Annotated in this window: 22 protein-coding genes; 15 read left to right on the top strand and 7 right to left on the bottom strand. The window is 68.3% G+C overall.

Annotated elements, in window-relative coordinates:
* Positions 1-267: 267 nt before the first annotated feature.
* On the bottom strand, positions 268-2370 hold the full coding sequence (locus Amac_RS07245; protein WP_170322365.1) for a transglycosylase domain-containing protein: 2103 nt from the start codon (positions 2368-2370) through the stop codon (positions 268-270).
* A gap of 51 nt (positions 2371-2421) precedes the next feature.
* On the opposite strand from Amac_RS07245, the gene Amac_RS53535 reads away from it, so the two are divergent.
* Positions 2422-2979 (top strand): hypothetical protein, encoded by a 558-nt coding sequence (locus tag Amac_RS53535; RefSeq protein WP_170322366.1) that lies wholly within the window; start codon positions 2422-2424, stop codon positions 2977-2979.
* Between the two features lie 110 nt (positions 2980-3089).
* On the opposite strand, the gene Amac_RS57190 is transcribed toward Amac_RS53535, so the two are convergent.
* Together Amac_RS57190 and Amac_RS53540 are read right to left on the bottom strand one after the other, a co-directional pair.
* Positions 3090-3224 (bottom strand): hypothetical protein, encoded by a 135-nt coding sequence (locus Amac_RS57190; protein WP_281356255.1) that lies wholly within the window; start codon positions 3222-3224, stop codon positions 3090-3092.
* Positions 3190-3582 (bottom strand): DUF5318 family protein, encoded by a 393-nt coding sequence (locus tag Amac_RS53540; RefSeq protein ID WP_170322367.1) that lies wholly within the window; start codon positions 3580-3582, stop codon positions 3190-3192. Before Amac_RS53540 ends, Amac_RS57190 begins: the two co-directional genes overlap by 35 nt.
* A 153-nt stretch (positions 3583-3735) precedes the next feature.
* Between Amac_RS53540 and Amac_RS07250 the strand changes: the two genes are divergently transcribed.
* Positions 3736-4326 carry a PadR family transcriptional regulator gene (locus Amac_RS07250; protein ID WP_155353542.1) on the top strand — a complete coding sequence of 197 codons (591 nt, stop codon included), beginning with the start codon at positions 3736-3738 and terminating at the stop codon, positions 4324-4326.
* A gap of 16 nt (positions 4327-4342) precedes the next feature.
* Positions 4343-5422, top strand: coding sequence for an inositol-3-phosphate synthase (locus Amac_RS07255; protein ID WP_155353543.1), 1080 nt, complete (start codon positions 4343-4345; stop codon positions 5420-5422).
* Between the two features lie 79 nt (positions 5423-5501).
* Here Amac_RS07255 and idi read toward each other — a convergent pair whose 3' ends face one another.
* Positions 5502-6086: an isopentenyl-diphosphate Delta-isomerase gene (gene idi, locus Amac_RS07260; RefSeq protein WP_155353544.1), complete on the bottom strand. Its 585-nt coding sequence runs from the start codon at positions 6084-6086 to the stop codon at positions 5502-5504.
* A gap of 92 nt (positions 6087-6178) precedes the next feature.
* Here idi and Amac_RS07265 point away from each other — a divergent pair, with 92 nt between their 5' ends.
* Positions 6179-7459 (top strand): MFS transporter, encoded by a 1281-nt coding sequence (locus Amac_RS07265; protein ID WP_155353545.1) that lies wholly within the window; start codon positions 6179-6181, stop codon positions 7457-7459.
* On the opposite strand, the gene Amac_RS07270 is transcribed toward Amac_RS07265, so the two are convergent.
* Together Amac_RS07270 and Amac_RS07275 are read right to left on the bottom strand one after the other, a co-directional pair.
* Complete coding sequence (locus Amac_RS07270; protein WP_155353546.1) at positions 7446-8684, bottom strand: adenosylmethionine--8-amino-7-oxononanoate transaminase; 1239 nt, start codon at positions 8682-8684, stop codon at positions 7446-7448. The genes Amac_RS07265 and Amac_RS07270 overlap by 14 nt on opposite strands.
* Complete coding sequence (locus Amac_RS07275; protein WP_155353547.1) at positions 8677-10095, bottom strand: CCA tRNA nucleotidyltransferase; 1419 nt, start codon at positions 10093-10095, stop codon at positions 8677-8679. Before Amac_RS07275 ends, Amac_RS07270 begins: the two co-directional genes overlap by 8 nt.
* Positions 10096-10209: 114 nt before the next feature.
* Here Amac_RS07275 and Amac_RS07280 point away from each other — a divergent pair, with 114 nt between their 5' ends.
* The 8 genes from Amac_RS07280 (at position 10210) to trxA (ending at position 19969) form a co-directional block, all read left to right on the top strand.
* Complete coding sequence (locus Amac_RS07280) at positions 10210-10713, top strand: aminoacyl-tRNA deacylase (protein WP_155353548.1); 504 nt, start codon at positions 10210-10212, stop codon at positions 10711-10713.
* Between the two features lie 37 nt (positions 10714-10750).
* Positions 10751-12808, top strand: coding sequence for a hypothetical protein (locus Amac_RS07285; RefSeq protein WP_155353549.1), 2058 nt, complete (start codon positions 10751-10753; stop codon positions 12806-12808).
* A 525-nt stretch (positions 12809-13333) separates the two neighbouring features.
* Positions 13334-14947, top strand: a complete 1614-nt coding sequence (gene murJ / locus Amac_RS07290; protein ID WP_155353550.1) for a murein biosynthesis integral membrane protein MurJ — start codon at positions 13334-13336, stop codon at positions 14945-14947.
* Between the two features lie 103 nt (positions 14948-15050).
* A complete protein-coding gene (locus Amac_RS07295; RefSeq protein ID WP_246268132.1) occupies positions 15051-16568 on the top strand; it encodes a protein kinase family protein in 1518 nt (505 codons plus the stop codon).
* Between the two features lie 455 nt (positions 16569-17023).
* Positions 17024-17632 (top strand): RNA polymerase sigma factor SigM, encoded by a 609-nt coding sequence (gene sigM / locus Amac_RS07300; RefSeq protein WP_155353551.1) that lies wholly within the window; start codon positions 17024-17026, stop codon positions 17630-17632.
* Positions 17622-18452, top strand: coding sequence for an anti-sigma factor family protein (locus Amac_RS07305; RefSeq protein ID WP_155353552.1), 831 nt, complete (start codon positions 17622-17624; stop codon positions 18450-18452). Before sigM ends, Amac_RS07305 begins: the two co-directional genes overlap by 11 nt.
* A 229-nt stretch (positions 18453-18681) precedes the next feature.
* The gene (gene trxB / locus Amac_RS07310) at positions 18682-19614 is read left to right on the top strand and encodes a thioredoxin-disulfide reductase (protein WP_155353553.1); all 933 of its coding nucleotides are present in this window, start codon (positions 18682-18684) and stop codon (positions 19612-19614) included.
* A gap of 31 nt (positions 19615-19645) precedes the next feature.
* Positions 19646-19969 (top strand): thioredoxin, encoded by a 324-nt coding sequence (gene trxA, locus Amac_RS07315; protein WP_155349636.1) that lies wholly within the window; start codon positions 19646-19648, stop codon positions 19967-19969.
* A 92-nt stretch (positions 19970-20061) separates the two neighbouring features.
* Here trxA and Amac_RS07320 read toward each other — a convergent pair whose 3' ends face one another.
* Positions 20062-20610, bottom strand: a complete 549-nt coding sequence (locus Amac_RS07320) for a GNAT family N-acetyltransferase (protein ID WP_246239229.1) — start codon at positions 20608-20610, stop codon at positions 20062-20064.
* Between the two features lie 634 nt (positions 20611-21244).
* Between Amac_RS07320 and Amac_RS07325 the strand changes: the two genes are divergently transcribed.
* From Amac_RS07325 to Amac_RS07335, 3 genes are read left to right on the top strand one after another with little or no spacing between them, the layout of a single operon-like run.
* Positions 21245-22477, top strand: a complete 1233-nt coding sequence (locus Amac_RS07325) for an aminotransferase-like domain-containing protein (protein ID WP_155353702.1) — start codon at positions 21245-21247, stop codon at positions 22475-22477.
* 59 nt (positions 22478-22536) lie between these two features.
* A complete protein-coding gene (locus tag Amac_RS07330; protein WP_155349634.1) occupies positions 22537-23487 on the top strand; it encodes a D-alanine--D-alanine ligase family protein in 951 nt (316 codons plus the stop codon).
* Positions 23488-23510: 23 nt separating this feature from the next.
* Complete coding sequence (locus Amac_RS07335) at positions 23511-24536, top strand: threonine aldolase family protein (protein ID WP_246268133.1); 1026 nt, start codon at positions 23511-23513, stop codon at positions 24534-24536.
* Positions 24537-24735 lie beyond the last annotated feature (199 nt).

A 24735-nucleotide genomic window follows, 5' to 3' on the forward strand; every position in this document is an offset into this window, starting at 1 on the left:
GCTGGTGGACGAGCGGACCGCCCACCTGCCGGACGAGGACCTGGCGTGCTCGGCTACCTGGAGTGGCGGGACTACCTGGAGCCGCAGCCTGGCCATACGACCAACCCGAGTCCAGTGGCTCACCCTTCTTACCGGTACTGAGCGCCCACTCTCCGTCCGACCGCCACAACTCACAGGTCGCCGGGCTCCGCTCCACCACCGCCCCCGAACACCAACGCCCGGCGGTCCCCAAGGACGCGCCGGGCGAGGATGTCACTACTCCGTCACCTACTCCCGGCGATTCGCCGCTGTAGGCACAGGCAGCGGAGCCGTAGCTGGAGCCGCGGGAGCCGTGAACGGGTCGACGCTGCCGTCGTCCGCGGGAATGTCGACGTCACACCCGTCCCCGCCGGGGAAACACTCGACGCCGTCGTCCGGGAAGTCCTGCGGGAAGTCGCCCTCCACCTCCGGCGTGGGAGTGGGAGACGGGCTCGGGACGATGTTCTCGGGGGCGCCGGTGCCGGCCTTGGGGGGGAAGTCCTGGACTTCCCAGTTGCGGTGGGCCTCGATCATGAAGTCGCGCCAGATTCGGGTGGGGGCGTCGGCGCCCTGGAAGCCTAGGCCGACTTCGACGGAGACGGTCTTCTTGGGGCAGTTGGAGTGCCGGGGCTGGACGATTTTGCCGCTCTTGGTCTTGCACTGTTCGCGGTACATGCCGACGGCCGTGGACAGTTGCGGGGTGAAGCCGACGAACCAGGCGTCTTCCTCGCCGGTGTTGGTGCCGGTCTTGCCGCCGGCGGGGCGGCCGATGTTGCCGTTGCCTGAGGCGGTGCCCCCGGTGATCACAGCTTTGAGGGCGACGATCGAGTCGGCGGCGGCTTCGGGGGAGATGACCTGCTTGACCGGCTTCTTCTCGCCGAGGACGACGCTGCGCTTGCCATCCTTGAGCACGGAGACCTCGATGACGGTGTGCGCGTCGACGTGTTTGCCGGCATTGGCGAAGATCGAGTAGCCGGCGGCCTGTTCGACGGCGGTGACCGGGGCCGTGCCGATGGAGAACAGGTACTTGTGCTCCGCGACGTCGTCGGTCATGCGCTTCTCGTCCAGACCGGCGTCGACGGCGATCGCCTTGACCGTGTCCAGCTGGCCGGGAACCGCGTAGGCCATCGACGCGTACGCCGTGTTGATCGAGGCCGAGGTGGCCCGGACCACGTCGATCGCGTCCTTCTCCGGGTGGCTGTTCTTGATCGGCGTGGTGCCGTCCAGCGGATCGGTCGGGAAGGTCTTGTTGCCGGGGACGAAGCTGTTGAGGCTGAACCCGGATTCCAGCCAGGCGGCCAGCACGTACGGCTTGAAGGCGGACGCCGCCTGCTTCTTGGAGTCCCAGGGCTCGTTCCACGGGTCGGTCACGTAGTCGTTGCCGCCGTAGAAGGCGACCACCCGCCCGTTCTTGGGGTTGACCGCGGCCAGACCGGTGTGGAACTCCTTCGACATGCCGGAGGTGACGTTGGTCACGGCCTTCTTGGCGGCCAGCATGAGCCGCCGGTCGAAGGTGGTCACGATCTTGTAGCCGCCGCTGCGCACCATGTCGGGCGTCATGCCGCGGGTCTTGAGCTCCTCCAGGACCTGAATGACCATGTAGCCCTTGAGGCCGCCCAGCTCGTCGACGTCCTTGTCCGGCTTGGTCTTCGGGAACTTGGCGGTGGCGGGCAGCTTGCCGTACTTCTCGGGGTTGTAGGACGCCATCGCGTTGATGACGTCGGTGAAGCGGGCCTTCAGCTCCGGCGCGGTGGCCTCCCAGCTCGGCGTCTGGATGCGCGCGGCCAGGTAGGCGCCTTCGACCTCGGTGAGCTTCGCGGCGGACTTGCCGAAGTACGCCTGGGCGGCCGCCTCGATTCCGTACGCGCGACCGAAGTTGATGGTGTTCAGGTAGTTGATGAGGATCTCGTTCTTGTCCATCTCCTTGTTGATCTTGACCGCGACGAAGATCTCCTTGACCTTGCGCTTGAGCGAGACCTCCTGGCTCAGGCCGTCGTAGTAGTTACGGGCCATCTGCTGGGTGATGGTGGAGGCGCCCTGGAGCTGCTGGCCGGTCGCGGTCATCCAGACCGAACGCGCCATGGCCGAGATGGAGATGCCGGAGTCCTCGCGGAAGCTCCTGTTCTCGATCGCGATGACCGCGTCCTGGACGTGCTCGGGGACCTTGTCGATGCTGACGATCGTGCGCTTGGTGCCGAGGTGGGCGATCTTCGTCTTGCCGTCGTTGTAGTAGAGCACGCTGCCTTGCGCGAGCGCCTCGGCCTGCTCGACCGTGGGCACGGGGGTGTTGGCGTACGCGACGGCGATCATCCCGAACAGACCCGCGGTGAGCACCGTGACCCCGATGACCACGATCTTCCAGTTGGGCAGGAAACGCTTCCAGCCCCTACGACGCGGCTTCTTGTGATCATCGAAATCCCCCGGACCACCCGGGCCGCCGGGACCCCCTGGACCGCCCGGGCCACCGGGCCGAGGGCCGGACGCGCGACGGCGGCGCCCGGGCGGCAGCGCCTGGGTCTCGGCCGCGTCCGCGCGCAGGCCGGGGGGCGCGCCAATCGCCTGAGTACGGTCACCGGGCTGACCACCTGGGCGACCAGGCTGACCGCCGGGGGCGGGATAACTACCAGTAGCCCCGCGACCCCCAGGACCAGCCGAACCGGGATAGCCGGTCGGGGCGCCCGGTGGGCGCAGGGCCTGGGTGCGATCGGCCGGTCCCGTCGGGTACGGCACATTGCCCCCCCGCTCCCGCTCATATCCCCGCCCAGCCGGAGGCGCGGGCCGCTGCCCGGGGGACGCCGGGGGACGCTGCTCGGGGGGCGGTACGGCCGAGAGATGCCTACCGGGAGGGACGGCCCCCATGGCGGCGGTGTCTTCGAAGGCGGCCTCGCCACGCCGTGGCGTACCGCTCAGGTGCGCGCCCGTCTGGGGGATCCCAGTGGGTGCGGGAGGCTCGCCCCATGAGGCGGCGGGGGGTTCGCCGGGAGAACGACGGCGCCGCCCAGGGCGAGGGGCCCCGCCGACGCCCTCACGGGGGCTGTCGGCCGACTCCGGGCCATAGCTGCTGCTGTTACTCACGCGTCCTCGATCGGTCGTTGGGGTTGCTCGTCAACGTCTACTCGGCAGGCGGGCGGGGGTTCGGCGGCTTCCTTGGCGGCGTGCTCACGTGCGTACTCAACCTGGAAGCCCGCCCCGCGCAGGGGGGTCACCTGTTCCGAGAAGGAACGAGACCGCCAGGTGGTTCCAGCCACAACCTTGACAGACCTCGACGACGTAGACCCTGAATTCCTCGTATTCACGGGCCATCTCAACAAGGTCTGACGAAGCCTTTACGCGGCCTGCGGAACGCCCTAGTTCGTCCCCATACACATAAGTGACGTGCGTGACGTTCTGACGCTCGCATATCGGGCAGCTGAAGTCGGTGGGTTCCCCCAGCGTCCGAGCGGCCCGAAGCAGATAGGGGTGAGCGTCGCAGACGTCCCGTGACTCCATGTGGCCAGAGCGGATCGACTGAATCGCCGCCCGCTTCGCGAGGCCGTAATCCACGACCGCCCGCTGTGACCACACATGCCCCAGATTACGACCCTTTACCAATCCATGCCGAACCTATGACCGAGTCGGCCTTGCCAGGGACACCTTGTTGCACGATATGACGGGCCGACGTATCCTCGTGATGTATCAGTTCGATACATCGGTCAGACACACAGGGAGGTGGTTTCCGTGACCGGGCCCCGTGGCAACGTGCTGGAACTCGCCGTCCTGGGCTCGCTCCACGAGACTCCCCTGCACGGCTACGAGCTCCGCAAGAGGCTCAACACGCTGCTCGGCATGTTCCGCGCATTCTCGTACGGCTCGCTTTACCCCTGTCTGAAAGGCCTGCTCACCGAGGGTCTGATCGTTGAGGAGGAGCCGCCGGAAGACGTGGTGCTCGGCCGCCGATCCAAGATCGTTTACAAGCTCACCGCCGAGGGCAAGGAACGCCTCCAGGAACTGCTGACCCAGGCCGGCCCCTCCGCATGGGAGGACGAGAGCTTCGGCATCCACTTCGCCTTCTTCCGTCACACGGAGGCAGAAGTGCGGCTGCGCATTCTCGAAGGCCGTCGAAGCCGCCTGGAAGAGCGCTTGGACGTGGTTCGCACCGCCCTCGCCCGGACCCGGGAACGTCTCGACAGTTACACGCTGGAGCTGCAGAAGCACGGCTTGGAATCGGTCGAGCGCGAGGTCCGCTGGTTGAACGAGCTGATCAACACAGAACGGGCGCAAGCCGTACAAAACCAAGCAGATCGGGATGAAGATCCCGATTCTCAGTAGCGAAGGAGCGAGAGCGATGGGTTCGGTGCGTGTGGCCATCGTTGGTGTGGGGAACTGTGCCGCGTCGCTGGTGCAGGGAGTTCACTACTACCGGGACGCCGATCCGGCGATCCGGGTGCCGGGCCTGATGCACGTGCGGTTCGGCGACTACCACGTCGGCGACGTGGAGTTCGTGGCGGCCTTCGACGTGGACGCCAAGAAGGTCGGGCGGGACCTGTCCGAGGCCATCGTGGCTTCGGAGAACAACACCATCAAGATCTGTGACGTGCCGCCGGTGGGGGTGACCGTGCAGCGCGGTCACACCTTCGACGGGCTCGGCGAGTACTACCGCGAGATCATCGAGGAGTCCGACGAGCGCCCGGTGGACGTGGTCCAGGTGCTCAAGGACGCCCGGGTGGACGTGCTGGTGTCCTACCTGCCGGTGGGGTCCGAGGAGGCCGACCGGTTCTACGCGCAGTGCGCGATCGACGCGAAGGTGGCGTTCGTCAACGCGCTGCCGGTGTTCATCGCCTCCGACCCGGTCTGGGCGCAGAAGTTCACCGACGCGGGCGTGCCGATCGTCGGCGACGACATCAAGTCCCAGGTGGGCGCGACGATCACGCACCGGGTGATGGCCAAGCTGTTCGAGGACCGCGGGGTGGAGCTGCTGCGCACGTACCAGCTCAACTTCGGCGGCAACATGGACTTCATGAACATGCTGGAGCGCAAGCGCCTCCAGTCCAAGAAGATCTCCAAGACCCAGTCGGTGACCTCGCAGATCCCGCACGAGATGCGCCGCGCCGACGTGCACATCGGCCCGTCCGACCACGTGCCGTGGCTGGACGACCGCAAGTGGGCGTACGTGCGACTGGAAGGCCGTTCCTTCGGCGACACTCCGCTGAACCTGGAGTACAAGCTGGAGGTGTGGGACTCGCCCAACTCGGCGGGCGTGATCATCGACGCGCTCCGGGCCGCCAAGATCGCCCTCGACCGGGGCGTCGGCGGGCCGATCCTCTCCGCGTCCTCGTACTTCATGAAGTCGCCGCCGGAGCAGTACTCCGACGACGAGGCCAGGGACTACGTGGAGAAGTTCATCCGCGGCGAGGTCGAACGCTAAGCGCCTCTCCCCCTCAGCGCGGCTCTCGAAGTCGCGTGAGATATATGGAACGCCCCGGGCGCGATGCCCGGGGCGTTCCTCATAGTTGGGCCGCTCGAGGCAGCCGGGCGGAATCGGCGATGGGCCAGCGGAGGGGGTCGGGGCCGAGCGCGGCCAGCAGGGGCACCTGCTCGGTCGCCCACGGGGAGATCTGCAGCTCGCCGCTGAGGACCCGATCGGCGAACTCCTTCCAGGGCGCCCACTCCACCGAACCCACCTCCTCCGGGTTCGGCTCGGCGCGTCCGGCCGCGAGCGCCCGGTAGACCGGGCAGAGCTCGTGTTCGACCGTGCCGTTGTCCATGATCGCCCGGTAGGAGAAGGTCGGGAGCAGCAGGTCCACCGATTCCACGGTGATCCCCAGCTCGAAGGAGAGGCGGCGGATGACGGCGGCCGGCAGCGGTTCCCCGGGCAGGGGATGGCCGCAGCAGGAGTTGGTCAGCACCCCAGGCCAGGTGATCTTGTGCGCGGCCCTCCTGGTGAGCAGCACGTTGCCCTCACCATCGAAGACGTAGCTGGAGAACGCCAGGTGGAGCGGGGTGTGAGCGCCGTGAACCGTGGACTTGGGGGCGGTGCCGATCGGGTTTCCCTCGCCGTCGACCAGCACGACATGTTCGTCTGGGGTCACGCGATCGAGCGTACGAGATCATGACAGGTGGGCGGGCCTGTATCCGGGATGACCCTGATGTCCTGTTCTGCTGGCGGCACTAGGCTATCCGGGTGTCCTATCTCTCGGATCTGCGCGTCGTGCTCCAAGGCCGGGACTTCCGGCGGTTGTTCGGCACCCGCCTCGTCTCGCAGTCCTCCGACGGGATCTTCCAGGTCGCCGTGGCGGGGTACGCGTTCTTCAGCCCGGAGAAGCAGACCTCGGTGGCCGACGTGGCGGCGGCGTTCGCCGTGTTGCTGCTGCCGTACTCGATCGTCGGGCCGTTCGCGGGCGTGTTCATCGATCGCTGGTCGCGGCGGCAGATTCTGGTCATCGGGCCGCTGGTGCGCGGGGTGTTCCTGTTCGGGGCCGCAGCGGCTGTGGCCGCGCACGCGCCCGACTGGGTGTTCTACGCGGCGGCCTTCGGGGTGCTCGGGGTCAACCGGTTCTTCCTGGCCGCGCTGGGAGCCTCGCTGCCGCACGTGGTCCCGGCCGATCGGCTGATGATGGCCAACGCGGTCACCCCGACGTCAGGCACAGTGGTCACGTTCATCGGCGCGGGCGTGGGATTCCTGCTGCAGCGCGCGTTCGGCACGGGGCACGGCGGCACCGCGGGCATCCTGGTGATCTCCGGGGTGATCTTCGGGTCCAGCTCGTTAATCGCCGCCACCATGAAACGGGATCTGCTCGGCCCGGCGTACGACCCGGATCGGCCGCAGACCAAGGAAGCGCTGCGGAACGTGGTCACTGGACTGCGCGACGGCGCCAGGCACGTCCTGCACCGGCGCGGGCCCTCCTCTGCGCTCGGCAGCATGGCGGCGCACCGGCTGCTCTACGGCATGTCCATGGGCTTGGTGCTGCTGCTCTACCGGTACTACTTCTCCGACAACCCGGTGGCCGGGCTCGAGCAGATCAGCGGCGTGGTGGCCACCTCTGGGGTGGGATATTTCGCGGCGGCGCTGATCACGCCGTGGGCCACCCAGCGGTTCCGGATCGAGACGTGGATCCCGATGATGCTGGTGGCCGCGGGCGCGCTGGAGTTCGTGCTGTGCGTGCCGTTCTGGGAGCCGGGCTTCCTGGTGGCCGGGTTCGTGCTGGGGATCACCGGGCAGAGCATCAAGATCTGCACTGACACCGTGGTGCAGCGCGACATCGAGGACGCCTACCTGGGCCGGATCTTCTCGATCTACGACTTCCTGTTCAACGGCATGTTCGTGGTCGGGGTCTCGATCGCCGCGCTGCTGCTGCCGCCGAACGGGCGCTCGGTCGGGGTGCTCGCCCTGATCTGCGTGCTGTACGGCGTGTCCGCGCTCACCTACCGCGCCGTCGCGCGCCAGCCGGTCACGGCGACGTGACCGTGCGGGCGGCGGCCACCATGGCGTCCGTGATCATGGTGAGGTCGCCGGGCTCGCAGGCGTAGGGCGGCATCGTGTAGATCAGCCGACCGAACGGCCGCAACCAGACCCCGTGCTCCATGACGATGTCCTGAATTTTCTGGATGTCCACGGGTTCGTGGGCTTCGATCACGCCGATCGCGCCGAGCACCCGCACGTCTTTCGCGTACGGCACCGCCGGCGCGAGACCCTCGATCAGGGCGGCCTCGATGCCCTTCACCTCCGCCCGCCAGGGACGTTCGGCCAGCAGGTCCAGGGACGCGCCCGCCACGGCGGTGGCCAGCGGGTTGCCCATGTAGGTCGGGCCGTGCATGAGCAGTCCGATGCGGTCGGCCACCTCGGCGGTGCACAGGGTCGCCGCCAGGGAGAGATATCCGCCGGTCAGCGCCTTGCCCACGCACATGATGTCCGGCCGGATCCCGGCGTGGTCGCAGCCGAACAGCTCGCCGGTCCGCCCGAACCCGGTCGCGATCTCATCGGCGATCAGCAACAGCCCATGCGCATCGGCCATTTCCCGAAATTTCCGGAGATAGGTGGGGTGGTAGAAGCGCATGCCCCCGGCGCCCTGGACCACGGGCTCCAGGATGATCGCGGCCAGCTCGTGTGCGTGCCGGGCCAGGAGATCGGCCACCTCGGTGAGGTAACCCTCGTCCGGAGCCGCCTCGTAACCCAGCGGGGGCGGCGGCGCGAACACGTGCTGCGCCAGCGCCCCGGTGAACAGGTGATGCATGCCGTTCACCGGATCGCACACCGACATGCACTCGAAGGTGTCCCCGTGATAGCCGCCCCGGACCGTGAACAGCCGGGTCCGCCCAGTCGCCTGGATCGCCATCTTGATCGCGACCTCGACCGCCACCGAACCGGAGTCGGCCAGGAACACCCGATCCAGCCCGGTCATCTCGGTGAGCCTGACCGCCAGCCGTACCGCGGGCTCGTGAGTCAACCCGCCGAACATGACGTGCGCCATGTCGTCCAGCTGGGTCCTGATCGCCTGATCCAGCCGAGGGTGACGATAACCATGAATCGCCGCCCACCAGGACGACATGCCGTCCACGAGTTCGCGGCCGTCGGCGAGCGTCAGCCGTACCCCGTTCGCCCGGGCGACGGCGTGCACGGGAACGGCGGGCGGGAACGCGGTGTAGGGGTGCCAGACGTGCTCCCGATCCAGCTTCAGGAGATCATCCATTGGCGGCCGCCCAAGCCAGGAGCCGCTCCTTGGCGGCCTCCTTGCCGATCATGCCCTCGTCCATGCGGATGTCCATCATGAACTTGTACGCCCGCCCAACCAGCGGCCCCGGCGGGATGCCGAGGATCTCCTGGATCTCGTTCCCGTCCAGCTCCGGGCGGATCTTGGCGATCTCCTCCTCCTCGGCCAGCCGGGCGATCCGCTCCTCCAGCTCGTCGTAGGTGCGCGACAGCGCCGCCGCCTTGCGCTTGTTGCGGGTCGTGCAGTCGGCCCGGGTCAGCTTGTGCAGCCGGTCGAGCAGATGATCGGCGTCGCGCACATACCGCCGGACCGCACTGTCGGTCCACTCGCCCTCGCCGTAGCCGTGGAAACGCAGGTGCAGTTCGACCAGGCGGGCCACGTCGTTGGTGACCTCCTTGGGGAACTTCAGCTCGCTCAGGCGTCGTTTGGCCATCTGCGCGCCGACCACCTCATGGTGGTGGAAGGAGACTCGGCCGCCCGGTTCGTTCTTGCGGGTCTTGGGCTTGCCGACGTCGTGCAGGAGCGCCGCCCAGCGCAGCACCCGGTCGGGACCCGCCGCCTCCTGGGCGATCGCCTGCTCCAGCACGATCAGGGTGTGCTCGTAAACGTCCTTGTGCCGGTGATGCTCGTCGATCTCCAGACGGAGTTTCGGCAACTCCGGCAGGACATGTGCCGCCAAACCGGTCTCCACCAGCAGGGTGAGCCCGGCGCGCGGGTTCGGGCCGCAGATCAGCTTGTCCAGCTCGGTCTGGATGCGCTCGGCCGAGACGATCTCGATGCGCTCCGCCATGTCGCGCATCGCGTCGATCGCGGCCTCGTCGACCGTGAAACCCAGCTGCGAGGCGAACCGCGCCGCGCGCAACATCCGCAGCGGGTCGTCGCCGAAGGACTGCTCGGGCGTCCCCGGGGTGCGCAGCACGCGGCCGGCCAGGTCGCGCAGGCCGCCGTGGGGGTCGACGAACTCGTGGCTCGGCAGCCGGACCGCCATCGCGTTCACCGCGAAATCCCGGCGGGCCAGGTCGGCTTCGAGCGTGTCGCCGTACCGCACCTCGGGTTTGCGGGATTTCGGGTCGTACGCCTCGCTGCGATAGGTGGTGATCTCCAGCTGCCAGTCGCCCTTGCGCGCGCCCACGGTGCCGAACTCGATGCCGATCGTCCAGAACGCGTCGGCCCAGCCCCTGACGATCTCCAGCACCTGCTCGGGGCGGGCGTCGGTGGTCAGGTCGAGGTCGTGCCCTGCGCGGCCGAGCAGCACGTCACGGACCGGACCGCCGACCAGGGCAAGCTCGTGGCCGCGCTTGGCGAACACCTCGCCGAGGTCGTCGGCGACGGGCTCGACCCGGCGGAACAAGTCGCTCACAGCGCTCTCTACACGATTTGAAGGGGACAAGCTGGGTAGTCCTTCGATTACGGAACAGGTGCTTCTGGGCTAGTACACCTATGGCGATCACCAGGTTACGGTCAGTCGCAGATCTGTCGGGGGCACGATGAAGGAGCGCAGACAATGCAGGACGCCCTCGCGATCCACCGCCGCCTCCTCGCCCATCAGATCCACCATGAGATCGTACGGCTTCCGCGTGTGCTGACTTGCTTCGACGACCTGCCCAAGGTATTGGGAGTCCCCGCGCGTACCTGTGTCGGGGTCAGCGTCTTCGAGACCACCGTCCGCGGGGTGCGGGAGCCGGTGGCCGTGATCGGGTCCGTCGCCACGCCGCCCAAACCCGCGGGGGTGAGCGCGCTGCTGGGCGCGCAGCGGGTCAAGCTCGCCTCGGCTTTCCTGGTCAACGCGGCCACCGACTACGCCGCCGGTCTGGTCGGCCCGCTGCTGCTGCCGGAACGGCTGACCGTGCTCATCGACCAGCGGCTGATCGACGGCACCGACCCCGACGAGTTCGTCTACACCGCGACCGGAGAACGCAGCACGGTATTGCGATTACGCGCAATCCATCTGTTCGCCCTTGTGGACGCCAAGCCCGTGGATCTCACCGGTCACGGTCGCATCGGTTAACAACGGCCACATATCCCAGGCCTATAGCATTCAGGGCGTGCGTCGCCTGGTTTCCCTTCTGACCGCCGCCTGGCTCGTCGCGCCAGGTCTGGCACACCCGGCGAGCGCGCGCGCCTCCGCCGCGGCCGCGGACGGGGTGGTGCTCACGGAGATCACCCCGGAGTCACCGGACCCCCGCGCCCCGATCACGATCTCCGGCGTGGTCAGCGGCACGCCGCAAGCCGCCGTCTTCGTCCGAATCCGCTACGGCTCGGGCACCCCCCTCCGGTCCCGGGCCGACATGGACGCCCACGCCACCGGCCAGGCCGACTTCACCAACAGCTACAAGACCAGCATTCAGGGCGCCGTCCTCGATGGCACCGGCAAGCTCCCGTTCACCCTCGACCTCGCCCCCGGCCAGCTGAGGCTGACCCAGCCGGGCGTGTACGCGCTGACGATCGAGGTCGCGCACGGGCTGAACGAGCCCCCGGTGGCCGCCGTGCGCACCTTCCTGACCTACATCCCGGCGGGCACCCAGCTCAGCAAGACCAGGGTCGCCGTCGCGCTGCCCTTGATCGGCCGCCAGCACCAGGCCGACGACGGCGTCTTCATGGACGAGGACCTGCTCGGCGACGGCCGCCTGGCCAACGTGCTCAAACTCGCCGAGACCGTGGACAGCAACGTCACCTGGTTCGTCGACCCGGCCCTGCTGGACGACGCCCAGCGACTGTCTCAGGCGCACAAGGACCGCGACAGGGCGAACCGGACGGCCGACCCCAATACGGGCACCTGGCTGAACGGGGTCCGCACCGCCCTGGCCGACAACCCGGTGATCGCCACGCCGTACGGGGATCCGGATGTGGCCGCCCTGGTGCACAACGGGCTGGACAACGCGACCGGGCAGGCCGTGGCACAGGGCTCCGCGGTCGCCAGCCAGCTGCTCAAACGGCAGATCCCGGCCACCACCGTGTGGCCGGCGGGCGGCCTGATCGACCGGGACGGCCTCGACGAACTCGCCGTCAACGGAACCCGTTCCGTGCTGCTGACCGGGTCCGCGCTGCCGCCCGTCAACCCGCTCGACGCCGCCACCGCCGTCCCCGCGGCAGCGCTGGACACGGTCAAAGGCCAGGTCACCGCCCAACTGGCCGATCCGGTCCTGGGCCAACTGCTGAGCACCGACACCAAAGCGCCCGGGGCGGCACTGGCCGCACGGCAACGGTTCCTGGCCGAGACCGCCATGCTCAGCCTCTCCGCGCCAACGAACCGAGTGGCCAGCGTGATCGTCGCGCCCACCGCCCGGATGTGGAACCCCGACCCGGCCTTCGTCGCCGACCTGCTCAAGCCCCTGCCGTGGACCCGGCCGATCACACTCGACTCGGTGAAGCCAGGCAGGACCCCACGCGGCGATCTGGTCTATCCGCCGCAGGCGCGCCAGGCCGAGCTGTCCAAGGCGTACATGACGACCGTCCGCAAGCTGGCCAAAAAGGTAGAGACCGCCACCAAGGTGCCCACCAGCGGGGCACGGATCTTCGAGACTGCGGTGCTACGGCTGGCCTCGGCCTCCTGGCGCGGCCAGCGCGGCGAGAAGGACGCGGCGGCATTCATCACCAAAGTCGAACAGGCGGTGGACGCACGGATCGCCCTGGTGTCGGTAGCCCGGCCGGATGACCCCCGCTCGATCGCGGGAGAAAACGGGCGTATCCCGGTCACCGTCACCAACGGGATGCGCGAGGACGTCAAAATCGCCATCCGAGTGAAATCCGCCCAGCCCGCCCTACTCGCCGTAGAGCGCCCCGGTGGCGTCTACGAGACCGAAGCCGTGACCATCCCCCAGGGCAAGACCCAGTCCTTCGACGTGCCCGTCACCGTACGCGGCGACGGCGGCCAGGCAACCCTCAACGTCCAACTCCTCACCCCCGACGACCGCGTGTACGGCAAAGCCGCCAAACTCACCGTGTCGGCAACCGGATACGGCGGGATCGCTTTAGTAATCGTCGGCGCAGCTGTCGCGATCATGCTGGCAGCCGTGGTGATGCGCATCCTCCGCCGCCGCTCAAAAAAGCGACCCCTGTTACCCACCCCAGTCCGCGAACACAGCGAACCCCAGGAGGCGTAAACATGACCACGCCCCCAAATCGGCGGGTTAGAACCGATGCGAAGTACGGCGGGTCACTTCGCGGGTGGGCAGGGCGGACACGTAGGCCGACGTAAGACCGTGCCAGAGACCACCGCGCCCGCGATGGCCGCTGACCAGCGGCTAACGAGAGGCTAGCTATCACGGTCGGCCGGAGTGTCCGCCCTGCCCACCCGCTACGGACCTCAACCCTTCGGACTGGTGTCGATTGGTTACGGTGGAACTCCCACCCCTTTTATGCCTGTCCGGGCTCCCGCCCGGCCCCGGGGGCGCCGTGGCTTTCGCCACCCATCCGCTACGGAACTCGACCACCTCACGCTCGATTGGTTGCGGTGGAACTCCCACCCTCGTGCCTGTCCTGGCTCCGCCCGGCCCTGGGGGCGCCGTGGTTCTCCCACCCGGGTCAAGCTCCCGCTTCCTTCGGGCGACCAAAGGGATGGCGGAGGCAGGCGAGCATTAGCGGGCGATCCCCAGTAGCCTCGTGGTTCCGCCGTACCAAGGAGTGACATGAGCCGGTTGTTGCGCGCTAGCGCGATCATGGCGGCCGGGACGCTGGTCTCGCGCCTGACCGGCTTCCTGCGGACCGCCATTCTGGCCTCGGCCATCGGCGTGGCCATCCTCGGCGACGCGTACAACGTGGCCTACACGATCCCGTTCGTGCTGTTCGACCTGCTCATCGGCGGCGTGCTGAGCAGCGTCATCGTGCCCGCCATCTTGCGCCACCACAAGCAGGACGCGGACGGCGGGCGGGCCTACGAGCAGCGGCTGCTGACGGCCGCCACCCTCGCGCTCACCCTGATCGCCGTCGCGGGCGTGCTGCTGGCCCGGCCGCTGGTGCTGCTCTACGCCGACGACCTGGCGCCGAAGGGGATCGAAGCGGCGGTCACGCTGGCCCGGCTGATCCTGCCGCAGATCGCCTTCTTCGGCGTGGGCGCGGTGGCCGGGGCCATCCTGAACACCCGGGACCGGTTCGGCGCGCCGATGTGGGCGCCGGTGCTCAACAACGTCGTGGTGATCGGCGTCGGCGTGGCGTACCTGCTGCGGCACGGCACGCACGACGTGGCCAAAGTGACCGACGGCGAGCTGCTGCTGCTCGGCCTGGGCACCACGGCGGGCATCGTGGCGCAGGCGATCGTGCTGGTCATCGCGCTGGGGCGGGCCGGGTTCCGGTTCCGGCCGCGGTTCGACATCTGGCGGGCCGGGCTCGGGGAGCTGAGCCGGCTCGCGGTCTGGACGCTGACCTTCGTGGCGATCAACCAGATCGGCTTCGTGGTGACCACGCGGCTGGCCACCGGGGCGGGCAGCGCGGCCGTGGCGGACGGGATCGCGGGGCGGGGGCTCACGCCGTACTCGTATGCGTTCCAGCTGTTCCAGTTGCCGTACGGGATCATCGCGGTTTCGGTGATCACGGCGATGTTGCCGCGGTTGAGCGTGTTCGTCCGGGACGGGGAGTTCGACTCGGCCCGGGGCGAGTTCGCGTCGGCGGTGCGGATGGTCTCCTCGGTTATCGTGCCGGCGGGGCTGCTGCTGATGGTGCTCGGCCCCTCCGTGACCGTGCTGATCCTCGGACGAGGGGCGGTCACCACCGAGCAGGCGATCTACATCGGGCACGTGCTGCAGGTGTTCGGGCTCGCGCTGGTGCCGTTCTCGATCTTCCAGCTGCTGCTGCGGGTGTTCTACAGCTTCGGCGACACCCGGACCCCCGCGCTGGTCGCCGGGGTGAACATGCTGATCAACGCGGCGATCGGGATCACGCTGTATGTCACGCTGCCGCCGGAACTGGTGGTGATGGGCCTGGCCGGGGCGTTCACCGTGACCTATGTGCTGGGCGCCGCGCTGGCCTGGCTGCTGGCCAGCCGCCGGATCGGCGGGCTCAGCGGGCGGATCGTGGCGGGCGGGCTGTTGCGGATGTATCTGGCGGCCATCCCGGCGGCGCTGGTCGCGCTGCTCGTGCTGTGGGGGAGCGTGCGGGTGGCCGACATCACCGCGCTCAGCTCGGCCGCCGTGCTGGCGGTCGGCGGCGGGCTCGGCATCCTGGTCTACCTGCTGGTGGCGCACCGGCTCCGGATCACCGAGGTGAGTTCCATCATTGGAATGGTCACGAGACGGGTAGGACGCTAAACGGTTTTTCGCGCGTTCCCAGCGGGCGTGGCGTGGCCCCGGCGCGGCACTAGCATGGTCTGGTAGAGGTAAAACCGGTGAGCGGAGGCAAAAGCGTGGGCGGATGCACGTCGCGTCGCTGGCCTGGTGCGGGGGCGGCCCGGTGAGCATGTCCGCCGTAGAACCCGGCACCCGTCTCGCCGATCGATTCCGGCTCGAAGACCGGGTGAGCGAATCCGGCGGGGCCACCCTGTGGAAGGCCATCGACGAGATCCTGGCCCGGCCGGTCGCGGTGCACACCTTCAGCCCCGAGTTTCCGCGCGAGTCCGAGGTGGTCCTGGCCGCGCGCGCCGCGAGCCGGTTGACCGACCCCCGGCTCACCCAGGTGTTCGACGCCGCCGACGAGGACGGCACCGCGTATGTGGTGAGCGAGTGGGTGCACGGCGAGTCCCTGCTCGACCTGCTCGCCGCCGGGCCGATGGAGCCCGAGCGCGGCGCGGTCCTGGTCGCCGAAGCCGCCGAAGCTCTCGCCCACGCGCACGAAGCGGGCATGTGCCACCTCAACCTGACGCCCGGGCGGCTGATGTGGACCGAGGGCGGCACGGTCAAACTGCTCGGGGTGGGTGTGGACGCGGCCATCCTGGGCCGGGAGGCCGACTCCCCCGAGGAAGCCGAACACGCCGACGCCGAAGGGCTCGGCCGTCTGTTGTATGCGGCGCTCACCGGCCACTGGCCCGGCGAGGACGATTGCGGCCTGCCGCCCGCGCCGCTCGACGACGGGAAGATCTGCACACCCCGCCAGGTGACCGCCGGGGTCCCCGGATATCTGGACACGATCGCCGCGCGCATCCTGGGGGTCAAGCGCGGCCCCACCCCGCTGGCCCCCCCCGCCGAGGTGGCCGAAGCGCTGTCGCAGGTCCCCCGCCCCGTGCCCGCGCCCGCCTCGACCGTGCCGCCGTCGGTGGAACTGCGCGCCGAAGCGGTGGACACGCTCCACGCCCGCCCCGTACCCCCGCCCCCCGCGCCGCCGCGCCGCCCGCCCGGCATGTTCAGCCGGTTCCTGGTCACGCTCGTGGCCCTGCTGGTGATGGCCGTGGTCGGCGTCGGCGCCTGGAGCCTGGGCAAGAGCCTCGGCACCGAATCCGAAACCCCCGCCAGCGATGCCCCCACGACACCCGGCGCGGAACCGGCCAAGACCGTCGCCCTCACCCCCGCTGGCGCCATCGGATTCGACCCGCTCGGCGACGGCGAGGAGCGCAACGAGCTGGCCCCCCGGGCGATTGATGGGTCGTACGGGACGGACTGGCACACCGAGAGTTACAACGACGCCAAGTTCGGCGGTTTGAAGAAGGGCGTCGGGCTGCTCATCGACCTCGGGCGCGACGCGAAGCTGACCAAGGTGATGGTGGACTTCGGGGATGTGCCTGGAGGGTCCGCCGAGCTCAAGCTGGGGGGCGAACCCACGCCTGAGGCGCTCACGGTGGCGGCGTCCACCAAGGAGGCGATGGGGAAGGTGACGTTCGATCTCGCGGGGAGCGAGCCGAGCCGGTACCTGATGGTGTGGTTCACCGAACTTCCGCCGTATCAGAACAGGTTCCGCGGGATGATCCTGGATCTGGAGATCACGGCAACTGAGGATTAGGGCCGCAGAGCGATAGCTCATAGATCCTTGAGCCACTGACCTCGGCGAGCCCTTGGTGAGCACGCAAGTGGGCCCTTAGTTGTGACATGGCCGGATCCTTCGGATCTGGCGGGGCTCGGGCGGAGCCCGAGGAAGGGCGACGACGGGGTCGGGCGGAGCCCGAGGGAAAACAATGGGCTGGGTGGGTGGGAAAACCACGGTGACAGCGGGGGCAGAGCGGAGCCCCGAGGTAGATCAATGGGCTGGGTTAGTGGGAGATCCCTCGGCAACCAAGTGCCTGTGCGACCAACGTACGCCGGTCCAAACACGGCGCGACCTAGCCATTTGATCTGGTTTACGCGCCTTGTTGCCGCTGGAGCGAAGTATTGTGGCAGCATCTTGGACCTGAACACCCTGGGATCGGCGACGTGACCCCTCAACCAGAACAGCCGGCGCCGGCCGAGCAGCCTACCGCCGTGGGCGCTCGACCGGCGGTGACGGATGCCGACCTGCTCACCCGCCATATCGGTGGCGACCCGCACGCGTTCGGCGAGATCGTGAAACGGCATCGGGATCGTATGTGGGCGGTCGCGTTGCGTACGTTAGGCGATCCGGATGAGGCGGCGGATGCCGTACAGGATGCGTTCATGTCCGCTTATCGGAAAGCGGATAGTTTCCGGGGTGACGCGGCGGTCACCACCTGGTTGCATCGGATCGTGGTCAATGCCTGTCTGGACCGGATGCGGCGGAAGTCGGTCCGCCCGGTCGCCGACGACGAGCTGATCGAGGCCGCCGAGCGGGACACGCCCGGCCCCGACCAGACCGCCGAGCGCGAGGTGTCCATGGAAGTCACCGCCGCGCTCAAGCTGCTGCCCGCCGACCAGCGAGCAGCCCTGGTGCTGGTGGACATGATGGGATATTCAGTAGAGGACGCGGCATCCGTCCTAGGGGTGCCCGCGGGAACCGTGAAGAGCCGATGTGCGCGAGGTCGTGCGAAACTCGCCCCGATTCTTTCGCATCTACGGAACCGAACCGACCTGAGTCGCGTCTCATCCGCGAAGGGAGCAGAACTTCGTGACGGGTGACACGCACTACGACCTGGAAATCCTCGCAGAGCTGGCGGAGGGACTGCTCGACGACGCCACCGCCCATCGGGTGCGGCAGCATCTGGCTGTCTGCGACCCTTGCGGGGAGAGCCTCGCCGACCTGGCCACCGTGCGGGAGATGCTCGCGACGGTCCCGGTTCCGGCGATGCCGCTGGGGGTCGCGATGCGCATCGACCGCGCCCTGGCCGCCGAGCCCAACCCGTTCGCAATCCCCGCCCACTCGGCTCCCACCATTTCGGATATTCCGGTTAGGCCGACGCTAACGAGTGTGTCTGTGCCGGCGGATGAGCCTGTGCTGGCGACCGTCACGCCGTTGCGGAAGCCGTCCCGCGGCCGTCGCGCCTGGCTGACCTCGCTGGGAGCGGTCGCCGCCGCTGCCGGAGTCTTCGGTGTGACCACCCTGGCCACCAGCTTGTTCTCATCCCCCAGCGGGACCGTGGCCGAGCCGACCACGAGCGTGTCCACCCCCGACCGGAGCCCGCAACGGGCGCTGGCGTACACGGTTCGGGCAAGCGGCCACAACTACACGTCCCGGGAGCTGTCCGGCCCGCTGGTGGGCTACTTCGGCCCCGAACCCGGCACGGGAACCAACAACGACGAGCAGCTGGACGCCTGCGTCCAGGCCAAGTCCAACGAGCTGGACCGCGCGCCGATCGCCGTGGACCGCGCCCTGTACAACGGCAACGAGGCCACCGTGATGGCGTTCTGGGAAGACCAGAGCCTCGACAAGGTCCGCGTCGTCGTCGTCGACGACAACTGCCACGAACTCCGCCAAGACGGCCTAGCCACCTGGAACTGATGTTCCACTCGAAGCCCCCGCTCCACGGCGGGGGCTTTGTCATGCGCGGGGTGTCGCCGAGCCCGACGATGGTCGTGTTAGAAACGACCATTCGTTTGAATGTGCACGATCTGTGCACCGTCCGAGGCGGCACGGGCGTCCTTCAGCGGGACGTTCCTGCGGGACCGGGAATCGTGGACGCCTAGGATCTGTTGACGCCGGTGGCTACATCAGAGAGAGGCGAGAAGCGTTGAGCGACGTCCGTAACGTGATCATCATCGGGTCGGGGCCCGCCGGTTATACGGCGGCCGTCTACTCCGCCCGCGCCGATCTCCGGCCGCTCGTGTTCGAGGGCTCGGTCACGGCCGGGGGCGCGCTGATGAACACCACCGATGTGGAGAACTTCCCCGGCTTCCCCGACGGGATCATGGGGCCCGACCTCATGGACAACCTGCGCAAGCAGGCCGAACGCTTCGGCGCCGAGCTGGTCGCCGACGACGTGGTCGAGGTGGACCTGGCCGCCACTCCCAAGGTGGTCAAGACCCACACCGACACCTTCTACGCCAAGGCCGTCATCCTGGCCACCGGCTCCGGCTACCGCGAGCTGGGCCTGTCCAACGAGAAGCGGCTGTCCGGGCATGGGGTGTCCTGGTGTGCCACCTGTGACGGGTTCTTCTTCCGTGACCAGGACATCGTGGTGGTGGGCGGTGGGGACACCGCGATGGAGGAGGCCACCTTCCTGACCCGGTTCGCCCGTTCGGTCACCGTGGTGCACCGCCGTGACGAGCTGCGCGCCAGCAAGATCATGCAGGATCGGGCGTTCGCGAACGAGAAGATCCGTTTCGTCTGGGACAGCGAGGTGGTGGACGTGCTGGGGGACAAGAAGGTCAGCGGTGTCCGCCTGCGCAACCTCAAGACCGGCCAGGAGAGCGAGCTGGAGGCCACCGGCCTGTTCATCGCGATCGGCCACGACCCCCGGGTCGAGCTGGTCAAGGGCCAGGTCGACCTGGACGGGGAGGGCTACATCCAGGTCGCCTCGCCGTCCACCAGGACCAACCTGGACGGCGTGTTCGCCTGCGGCGACGTGGTCGACCACAGCTACCGCCAGGCCATCACCGCCGCCGGCACGGGCTGCGCGGCCTCGCTGGACGCCGAGCGCTGGCTGACCGAACTCGACGACTGATTCACCGATCCATCACGAAGGGGAGACAACAGTGGGCGCCATCAAGAGCGTGACCGACGCGGACTTCGGCACCGAGGTCCTCAAGAGCGACAAGCCCGTCATCGTGGACTTCTGGGCCGAATGGTGCGGGCCGTGCCGCCAGGTCGCCCCCATCCTGGAAGAGATCGCCGCCGAACACGCCGACAAGCTGACCGTGGTCAAGCTCAACATCGACGAGAACCCGGCCACCCCGCGCGACTACGGCGTGCTCCAGATCCCGACCCTCAACGTCTACAAGGGCGGCGAGGTCGTCAAGCAGATCATCGGCGCCAAGCCGAAGGCGATGCTGCTCCGCGAACTCGACGGAATCATCTAAACCCCGCCAACCGAAAGCCTCCTCACCTCTGAGGAGGCTTTCCGTTTGTACGGGATTAGCCGCCCAATGCCCCTGGAAGCGCCTGAGACGGCTCAGACAGGGCGCAAGGCTCGCTCCGGACTCATGGACCCCAGCAGCCTTTCCAGTGCCACCTCGACGTCCTCACGCCACGACACGGCCGTCTTGAGTTCGAGCCTCAACCGCGGAAACCGCAAATGCGGACGAACCGTCTTAAATCCCACCGAAAGTAGGTAGTCGGCCGGGGCCATACACCCCGGTTGCTCCCACTTCAAATCCCCAAACGCCTCAATCGCCCGTACGCCCCTGCGAGTGAGATCCTTCGCCACTCCCTGCACCAGCATGCGGCCCAGGCCACCACCCGAGAACTCCGGAATGATGTGCGCGGTCATCAGCAACACCGCATCCGAACTCACCGGCGACGTCGGAAACGCCACCGACCGCGGCACGTACAACGGCGGCGCGTAGAGCACGAACCCCGCCGCCACCCCGTCCACGTACGCGACCTTCCCGCAACTCCCCCACTCCAGCAGCGTGGCCGAAATCCACGCCTCCTTCTCCAGCCCCGGATCCCCCGCCTGCACGGCCCGCTCCCCACTGACCGGATCAAGCTCCCAGAACACACAACGCCGACACCGCCGCGGCAGATCGTCAAGGTTGTCCAAGGTGATACTGGCCAGCCGACGCGACACGTGAAACCCCTATTCCCCACCCAGGAGTCGTGACCCGGAAGCCCGCGAAACCCGCGCGGCCCCAAGCTGGCATAGTACTGCGCTTACGGCCACACCTCCGGCACGGCAGGCTCAGCCGCGACATATGACTTACGGGAACCACGGAGATGACGGGGGCGGGCGGAGCCCGAGGGAAAACAAAGGGCTGGGCGGGTGGGAACATTCACGGCAATCAGGGCCAGAGCCACGGCAGCGAGGACTCAGGGGAGCCCTCAGGCAGGGCATCCGCCGGAGAGCGGAGATCGGGCATGGGTTGGCGGGGGAGCTCTGATGTGGGGTTTTGGGTGAGGGGGTGGGGCGGAGTCTTGGGGTGAGGTTGAGGGAGGGTGGGGGGAGATCCCCGGCAAGCAAGAACTCAAGGGATGAGACCGGGTGTGTGCGGTTCGTCCGGCTGCCTTAGTCTGGATTTCCGGCTACGAAATGGAGGTGGACCGTGACGTACGAGACGGATCACGGTCGGACGCCCGCGGCGCATGGGTCGCGCATTGACGCTTATGTCGATCGGTATGCCGCACGAGCTACCGGGATGGTCGCCTCCGAGATCCGAGCTCTGTTCGCCGTCGCGTCGAGGCCCGAGGTGGTCTCGCTCGCCGGCGGCATGCCGTACGTCACCGCGCTGCCCCTGGACGTCGTGGGAGAGCTGGTCGCGGACCTGATCGCCAAGCGGGGGCCGGAGGCCCTGCAGTACGGCTCAGGACAGGGAGACCCCGCACTGCGGGAGCAGATCTGCGAAGTGATGCGGGAAGAGGGCATCGACGCAGGCGCCAACGATGTCGTGGTGACCGTGGGGTCACAGCAAGCACTGGATCTCATCACCCGGATCTTCGTGGACCCAGGCGACATCGTGCTGGCCGAAGGGCCTTCGTATGTGGGCGCCCTGGGAACGTTCTCGGCCTACCAGGCCAAGGTCGTGCACATCGCGATGGACGACCAGGGCCTCATTCCGGAATCACTCGCCCAGACGATCTACGCGCTCAAGTCCGCAGGCAACCGGATCAAGTTCCTCTACACGATCCCCACCTTCCAGAACCCCGCGGGCGTGACCCTCAACGAGGTGCGCCGGCGGCAGGTGCTGGAGATCTGCCAGCGAGCCGGGATCCTGATCGTCGAAGACAACCCATACGGGCTGCTCGGGTTCGACGGAGAACCACTACGAGCCCTCCGAGCGGACGATCCCGACGGGGTCGTCTACCTGGGCTCGTTCTCCAAAACCCTCGCCCCCGGATTCCGCGTCGGCTGGGCGCTCGCCCCGCACGCGGTCCGGGACAAGCTCGTGCTGGCCATGGAGTCGGCCGTGCTCTCGCATTCCACCTTCACCCAGCTGGCGGTCGGGCAGTTCCTGGCCACCCAGCCGTGGCGCGAGCAGATCAAGACCTTCCGCGAGCTCTACCGTGAGCGACGCGACGCCTTGCTCAGCTCGCTGGATGTGCTCATGCCACCGGGCTGCACGTGGACCCGCCCCGCAGGCGGGTTCTTCGTATGGATGACCCTGCCGGAAGGCCTCGACTCCAAGGCGATGCTGCCGCAGGCGGTGGACAAGCGGGTCGCGTTCGTGCCCGGCACCGGCTTCTTCTCCGACGGCGGCGGCGAGCGCCAGATGCGCCTGTCGTACTGCTATCCGAAGCCGGACCGCATCCGCGAGGGCGTGCGCCGGCTGGCCGGAGTCATCGAGGAAGAACTGCGCACCCGCGAGATGTTCGGCACCGGCCGGGCACCCGGCCATGCCGGGGTCGACACGCCGGGTCCGGACCTCGCCTGAGATCGGGTACGGCTAGCCTGTTCGGGCTAGCCGTACAGGGATCCTGGAAAGGCCTGGAGATGAGCGATCTCGGACACGTCCTGGTGTTGGCGGGCGGACTGTCGTACGAGCGGGAGGTCTCCATCCGTTCCGGACGCCGGGTCGCCGAGGTGTTGCGCGCGGCGGGGGTGGACGTGGAGACCCGCGACACCGATTCTTCGCTGGTTCCTTCCGTGCTCGCCGATCCCCCGGACGCGGTGTTCGTGACGTTGCACGGCGGCGCGGGGGAGGACGGCGCGATCCGCTCGGTGCTGGAGCTGCTCAACGTGCCGTATGTGGGGGCCGCGCCGGACGCGTGCCGGGTGGCGTTCGACAAGCCGACCGCGAAAGCTGTGGTGCGCTCGTGGGGGTTGAACACTCCTGATTCGGTGGCGCTGCCCAAGGAGACCTTCCACGATCTGGGCGCGTCGGCAGTGCTGGCCCGGATCGTCGCCTCCCTCGGACTGCCACTGTTCGTGAAGCCGTCCAGGGGCGGCTCCGCGCTGGGCGCGTCGATCGTGCGCTCCGCCGAAGAGCTCCCGGCCGCGATGGTCGGCTGTTTCGCGTACGGCGATACCGCGCTCATCGAGAAGTACGTCGAGGGCGTCGAGGTCGCCGTATCGGTCGTCGACCTGGGGGAGGGACCGGTGGCGCTGCCGCCGGTGGAAATCGTGCCGGACGCCGGGGTGTACGACTACGCGGCGCGTTACACCGCCGGGCACACCGAGTTCTTCGCACCGGCCCGGCTCTCCCCCGAGGCCACCGAGGCGTGCCTGGCGACGGCCGTGGCCGCGCATACGGCCCTCGGCCTGCGGGACGTATCGCGGACCGACCTGATCGTGGACGGCTCCGGGCGGCCGTACTTCCTGGAGGTGAACGTCGCTCCGGGCATGACGGAGACCTCGCTGCTGCCGATGGCGGCCGAGGCGGCCGGGCGTGATCTCGGCGCGCTGTGCCGGGGGCTGCTGGAGATCGCGGCGGGGCGGCCATAAGCCGGGCTGGCTAGGCTGGCCGGGTGATTCATGGGAAGAGTTTTGGGAGTGACAACCACGCCGGAGTGCATCCGGAGGTGATGGCCGCCATCGCGGCGGCGAACGTGGGGGACGCCGTGGCGTACGGCGCTGATCGGTGGACCCGGGAGATGGAGGACGCCTTCCGGGCCGCTTTCGGGGAGCAGGCCTCCTCGTATGCGATGTTCAACGGGACGGGCGCCAATGTGGTCGGCCTCGGGCTGATGCTGCGGTCGTTCGACGGGGTGATCTGCCCGGCCAGCGCACACATCAACGGTCACGAGGCGGGGGCGGCGGAGCGCGTCTTGGGGACCAAGCTCCTGGCCGTCGAGACCGACGACGGCAAGCTTCGGCCGGAGGATGTGCTGGGGCAACTGGGCGCCCTCGGGAACGAGCACCACACCCAGCCGAAGGTGGTGTCCATCTCTCAGGTGACCGAATGCGGCACGCTCTACACGGCGGATGAGGTGGCCGCGCTGGCGGAGGTCGCGCATGCGCACGGGCTCTATCTGCACATGGACGGGGCACGGCTGGCCAATGCCGCCGCCGAGGCGGGCTGCTCTTTGCGGGCACTCACCACGGATGCCGGGGTGGACGTGCTGAGCTTCGGCGGCACCAAGAACGGCGCTCTCGGCGCGGAGGCGTTGGTCATCCTGCGGCCGGAACTCGACGCGAGCGCACTCTTCCTCCGGAAGCAGGGCATGCAACTCGCCTCCAAGATGCGCTTCGTGGCTGTCCAGCTGACCGCCCTACTGACAGACGACCTCTGGCGACGAAACGCAGCTCACGCCAACGCAATGGCCCACCGCCTGGCGGACGGCATCGCCGGCCAGTTCACCCTCCGCTACCCAGTCGAATCAAACGCGGTCTTCCCCATCCTCACCGAGAAGGCCCTCGTCGAACTCGCCCAACGCCACCTCTTCTCGATCTGGGACCGCCCAACCGGCGTCATCCGCCTCGTCACCTCATTCGACACAACCCCCGACGACGTCGACACCCTCATCACCGACCTCCAAGCACTACACGCCTAGCCGCTCCCACGCAGATCGCCGGCAACTGTTTCACGTGAAACATGCACGCCCGCAGAACACCCCCAGCTACCACCTCTGGCCACCAGCCCTGAGCCTTGGCTGCCGGGGATCCCCCACCCACCCAACCCTTCGTTCTCCCTCGGGCTCCGCCCGACCCCGCCATCTACCGCAGTCACCCCAACGACGCGGCATCTTGATC

Origin of the sequence: Acrocarpospora macrocephala (genome assembly GCF_009687865.1) — a bacterium.
In the GTDB taxonomy this organism is placed as follows: Bacteria; Actinomycetota; Actinomycetes; order Streptosporangiales; family Streptosporangiaceae; genus Acrocarpospora; species Acrocarpospora macrocephala.

Coding starts and splice junctions, on each gene's coding strand:
- Amac_RS07325 (WP_155353702.1), top strand. CDS start 21,245: ATGGTCGCCTCCGAGATCCGAGCTCTGTTCGCCGTCGCGTCGAGGCCC.
- Amac_RS07295 (WP_246268132.1), top strand. CDS start 15,051: ATGCACGTCGCGTCGCTGGCCTGGTGCGGGGGCGGCCCGGTGAGCATG.
- Amac_RS07280 (WP_155353548.1), top strand. CDS start 10,210: ATGCAGGACGCCCTCGCGATCCACCGCCGCCTCCTCGCCCATCAGATC.
- Amac_RS07270 (WP_155353546.1), bottom strand. CDS start 8,684: ATGGATGATCTCCTGAAGCTGGATCGGGAGCACGTCTGGCACCCCTAC.
- murJ (WP_155353550.1), top strand. CDS start 13,334: ATGAGCCGGTTGTTGCGCGCTAGCGCGATCATGGCGGCCGGGACGCTG.
- Amac_RS07255 (WP_155353543.1), top strand. CDS start 4,343: ATGGGTTCGGTGCGTGTGGCCATCGTTGGTGTGGGGAACTGTGCCGCG.
- Amac_RS07330 (WP_155349634.1), top strand. CDS start 22,537: ATGAGCGATCTCGGACACGTCCTGGTGTTGGCGGGCGGACTGTCGTAC.